This is a genomic window from Micromonospora sp. RV43, assembly GCF_001029515.1.
Classification (GTDB): domain Bacteria; phylum Actinomycetota; class Actinomycetes; order Mycobacteriales; family Micromonosporaceae; genus Micromonospora; species Micromonospora aurantiaca.
On record NZ_LEKG01000320.1, the window covers coordinates 1 to 5,105 of the forward strand.

3 protein-coding genes are annotated in these 5,105 nt (G+C 75.6%); 1 reads left to right on the plus strand and 2 read right to left on the minus strand.

Features of this window, described 5'->3' with window-relative positions; translation table 11 throughout:
• Positions 1-137 precede the first annotated feature (137 nt).
• Positions 138-1,394, minus strand: coding sequence for a PQQ-binding-like beta-propeller repeat protein (locus ABD52_RS36700; RefSeq protein WP_047894791.1), 1,257 nt, complete (start codon positions 1,392-1,394; stop codon positions 138-140).
• A 105-nt stretch (positions 1,395-1,499) separates the two neighbouring features.
• Between ABD52_RS36700 and ABD52_RS36705 the strand changes: the two genes are divergently transcribed.
• Positions 1,500-3,353, plus strand: a complete 1,854-nt coding sequence (locus tag ABD52_RS36705) for a hypothetical protein (protein WP_235437681.1) — start codon at positions 1,500-1,502, stop codon at positions 3,351-3,353.
• A gap of 413 nt (positions 3,354-3,766) precedes the next feature.
• On the opposite strand, the gene ABD52_RS36710 is transcribed toward ABD52_RS36705, so the two are convergent.
• A partial coding sequence (locus ABD52_RS36710; protein WP_235437680.1) for a hypothetical protein occupies positions 3,767-5,105 on the minus strand: 1,339 nt, incomplete at its 5' end.

Consider the following 5,105-nt stretch of genomic DNA (forward strand, 5'->3'; position numbering starts at 1 on the left):
GGCTGTGACCACGAGCAGCACCAGACACCCGAGCACTGCCACCCGCGCCGTACGGCCCGGCGGCCGGCGGGGCGGTGCGTCGGCCGGGTCGTCGGCGGACTCGCCGTGCCGCATCTCCCCCAGCTCGATCACCGGGCTCACGTCAGCCGCCGCACCAGGTAGTCGCCGCCGGGCCGGCGGCAGACCAGAAGCGTCATGCCGGTGGTGCAGTCGGTGCCGGTGAGCGTGCCCCGGATCGTGGGCGGATCGCCGGACAGGCCCACCTCGGCCAGGAGCCGGCGGCCGCCGCCCAGCGGCCGTGTCGCCAGCAGCGGGCCGCCCGACTCGTGCTGCGGAACCAGGGTCCAGCCGCGCAGGTCGGCGATCAGCCGTCCGTCGTCCTGGTCGAGCACCGCCAGGCCGCCGTCGGCGTCGGTGTCGGGGGTACCGACGAGGAACCGGCCGCCGCGCGCCGCCGCCACGCTCGCCCACCGGTCCACGCTCCAGCGCACGGCGCCGGTCGCCGGGTCGAGCGCGGTCATCCCGCCGGCTGGCCCGACGGCGCAGAGCAGGGCGCCGCAGCTCTCGACGTGGCCGACGAGCTTCCGCGCGACGGTCCAGCGCGGCCGGAGCGTGTCCAGGTCGTACGCCTCGATGGCCCCGTCGCCGTCGCGGAACTCCAGCAGCAGTCCGCGGGCGAGCTGCAACCGGCGCGGGCCGGGCCGTCGTACCGGGTCCAGATCGCGGGCCACCAGCCGCGCGCCGGTGCGCGCGTCCACGACCACCGTCTGCCCGGTCGCCGGGGACAACACCATGCGTACCGGCCCGGTCGGTTCGACGTCGAAACCCAGCGCGCCCGTCATCGGCGCCGTCCACACCGTACGGCCGTCGGCCGGGTCCACCTCCATGATCGACGTACTGGTGTCGGATGTGGCCGACTGCATCAGCAGCACCCGGCCCACAGCGAACGCGATTCCGGGCCGGCGCCAGACGTCCGCACCGGTGGCCGCGTCGTACGTCACCGTCTGCCAGTCCGTGTCGTCGACGCTCCGGCCGGCCACGATCACCCGGTCGTCCTGCTCCCACACCGACACGGCGGTGCCCACGCCGGGCAGCGGGCTGCGCCACCGCTCCCGGTCGCCCCGGTACGCGAGGAGTTCCCGCCCGCCGCCGGCGCCTGCGCGGTCCGGCCGCACCACGTACACCACGTCGCCGGAGACGAACACGCCCGATCCCAGCCCGCCGGGCAGCGTCCACTCGACCGGGCCTCGCGGCGGCGTCGCGGCGGTGAGCGTGAGCAGCGCCACCAGCAGCACCACGAGAAGGCGGAACGGCCGTCCGACGGCACGCGGAGGGCGGGGCGCCGGGCCTGGCGGGGCGTCGTCGCGCAGCTCCCCCAGATCGATGACGGTCACGACCATCCTCTCCCGCGCGCCGAGCCGCCGCCCGACCGTGACCGGCCGTGTGACGAACCGCCTGTACGATGGCGCGTCGTGGCCGTGCCCGTGGTGGACCCCTCGTTGAACCCCTCGTCCGTCGAGGCGGACGCCGTCGTGGCCGACCCGCCACGCCGCGCCCGTCGCCGGCCGGCCCGCGCCGACGTGCTGGCCATCGGAGCCTATGTGCTCCTCGGCGTTCTCGTCTGCCTCAACTACTGGGGCGACGTCGAGCACCGGGTCTCCTCGCACCTGCCCACCGACCACAGCTGGTTCGAGTGGCTGTTCGCCCATGGCGCGTACTCGGTGCAGCACCTGGAGAACCCGCTGTTCACCACCCGGCAGAACGCGCCGGACGGGGTGAACATGATGGCGAACACCTCGCTGCTCGGGGTGACGCTGCCGCTGGCGCCGCTGACGCTGCTGCTCGGCCCGCAGGTGATGTACGCGCTCTACCTGGGCGCCGCGCTGTCCGCGACCGCCGCCACGTCGTACTGGGTGCTGTCCCGGCACCTGGTCCGTTCCCGGGCCGCGGCGTTCGTCGGCGGCGCGTTCCTCGGTTTCGCGCCGGGCATCGTGCACCACGCCAACGGCCAGCCCAACTTCGTGTCGAACTTCCTGCTGCCGCTGATCGTGGCCCGGGTGCTGCGGCTGGGCGAGCCGGGCCGCTGGCGGCGCAACGGGCTGGCGCTCGGGCTGCTGGTCGCGTACCAGATCTTCATCAACGAGGAGATGCTGCTGCTGACCGCGCTGGCCTGCCTGGTCGTCGTGGTGACGTACGCGGTACAGCGGCCCCGCGCGACCCGCGAGCGGGCCGGGTCGTTCGTGGCCGCGCTCGGTCTCGGCGGCGGCCTGGCGCTGCTGCTGACGGCGTACCCGATCTGGTTCCAGTTCAACGGCCCGCAGTCCTACCGGGGCTTGCAGGGCGGCGTCTTCCACAACTGGGGTGAGGACCTGGTCGCCTTCGTCACGTTCGCCCGGGACACGATCGCCGGTGACGAGGCGGTGGAGAAGACCATCGGGCTGACCGAGCAGAACACCTGGTTCGGCTGGCCGCTGGTGCTGGTGGCGCTCGCCGCGCTGGTGCTGCTGGTCCGCCGGTCGGTGCCGGCCCGGATCCTGGCCGTGCTGGTGGTGGTCTTCACGATCGCCTCGATCGGTCCGGTCGTGCGGTTCAACGGCGTGGAGACCGACATCGACGGGCCGTGGGCGTACGTGCCGGACGACCTGCCGCTCGTCGAGATGATGATGCCCACCCGGTTGAGCCTGGTCGTGGTGGCCGCCGTGGGCGTACTGCTCGCCCTGGCGTGGGACACGCTGGCCGGTGCCGGCCGCCCGCCGGTACCCGCCCCCCGCTCCGGCGCCGACGACGGCGGGGACGACGACGGCGGGACGACCGCGCGCGACACGCGCCGCCGGGTGCTGCGCCTGGCCGGGTTCGTCGCCATCGCCGCCGCCGTGGTGCCGCTGATCCCGCGTCCGCTGCCGGCCGAGCGGATCGACCCGCCGCCGCACTTCATCACCGCGGGCGGCTGGCGGCCGTACGTGCCGGAGGGCCGCACGCTCGTGCCGGTGCCGATCCCCAGCAACGTGCACGGGCTGCACACGCTGCGCTGGAGCGCGCTGACCGGCCAGGAGTTCCCGGTCCCGGGCGGCTACTTCATCGGCCCGAACGAGCGCGGCGAGGGCGTGTTCGGCGCCCCGAACCGCCCCACCAGCACGCTCATCTACTCCACCATGGACGCCAACGAGGTGCCGGAGATCACCGAGGAGAACCGCCGCCAGGCCGTGGACGACCTGCGCTTCTGGCGGGCGTCGGTGGTGGTGCTCGGGGCCGGCCCGCGCGAGGCGGTGCTGCGCGACCTGATGGCCGAGTTGCTCGGCCCGCCGCAGCGGGTCGACGACGTGTGGATCTGGGACGTCCGCGACCGGGTGTGACCCCCGGTACCGGTCAGCCGACGAGCGGGCGGACGTCCCACAGGTACCCGCCGGGCACGTCCCGGCCGGGGCCGACCAGCGCGTCCACTGTGGCGCGGACCGGGTCGCCCGGTGACGAGTCGGCCTGCACGAGTGCCGCCGCCCGCCAGTGCCGCAGGTCGTCGACCGCCTGCCGGCGTTCCGTCTCGCCGACCGGCGGCACCCGGCCGGTCTCGGCGGCCCGGCGCAGCAGCAGCGACGTGGGCCGGTCCGGCGCGCCCCAGCGGGCCGCCGGATCGGTGGCCGAGCGCGGGCCGATGAAGTAGCCGCCCGGCGCGTCGAACGCCAGCGCGGTGCGCGCCGACCAGAACATGGCGGGGCTGACCGCCGCCCCGGTCACCGGCGGCACCGGCGCGNGGTGACCGGGGCGGCGGTCAGCCCCGCCATGTTCTGGTCGGCGGCACCGGCACCAGCGTCCGGCCCGCCGGCACGTACTCCCGCCAGCCGCCGCCGGACACCACGGCCGGGACCGGCGGGACCGGCACCGCGCGGATCGGCGTCGGCGCCAGCGGCAGCAGCGCGGCGGCGACCGCACCGGCCCACGGCGCCCAGGTGCGCACGCCGCCGCGCCGGACCCGGTCCAGCGCCAGCGCGAGCAGCACCCCGAGCACCGGTACGCAGACCAGCGCGAACCGCGCCGGCACCACCAGGTCCAGCAGCGGCACGCCGGCGAGCAGGCGGTACGGGCCGGGCAGCCCGGTGTCGTGCCGGTTCACCACCACCGGGGAACCGAGCGACAGCAGCGCGAACAGCAGGCCGCACGCGGCGAGCGCGCGCACCAGCGGCCGCCGCCACAGCCGCACCACCACGAGTACGGCCAGCAGCGGCAGGAACGGCCCGAGGAACGAGTTCTGCTCGGTCGGGTTCGGTGACAGCAGCCCGGCCCGGCGGGCGTCCCCGGCGACGCTCTGCCGGGCGGTGGTGACGAAGGAGACCACGTCCAGCCGGTAGCCCTCGGTGTGGAACGGCATCCCCCGGTAGTGGCCCGGCCCGGCGAACTGGAACCACAGCGGGTACGCCAGCAGCACACCCGCCACCAGCGCGCCGACGCCCAGCCGCCGGGCCACCACGGGCGTCAGCCGGCGCGCGGCGGCCCGGTCGGCGAGCGCGTACGCCCCGGCGAACACCCCGGCGGCCAGCGCCAGGAAGACCAGCACCTCCTCGCCGAGGAACACCTGGTACGCGACTGCGAGCCCGAGCAGCACGCCGTCGCGCCGGACCCGGTCGGTGGCCGGGCGGAACACCAGCGCGAGGATCACCGGCACCAGGAACTGGGCGGCCATGTGCAGGTGCGCACCGGCCTGCGCCACCATGCCCGGGGCGAAGCCGCAGAACAGGCCGCCCACCGCGGCGGCGGCCCGGGAGCGGACCAGCCGGCGGGCGAGCAGCGCGTACCAGGCGGTGGCGGTCCCGGCGAGGCTGAGCGTCACGGCGACGAGGAAGGCCGCCTGGGAGCCGAAGACGACTGTGACCGGGGTGAGCGGCACGCCCAGCCCGAGCACCGACGTGTTCGCCATCAGGTTCACCCCGTCCGGGGCGTTCAGCGCGCCGCTCCACAGCGGGTTCTCGCCGCCGGTGACAGCGCGGGCGGCCCGGGCGCGGACCAGCCGGCGGGCGAGCAGCGCGTACCAGGCGGTGGCGGTCCCGGCGAGGCTGAGCGTCACGGCGACGAGGAAGGCCGCCTGGGAGCCGAAGACGACTGTGACCGGGGTG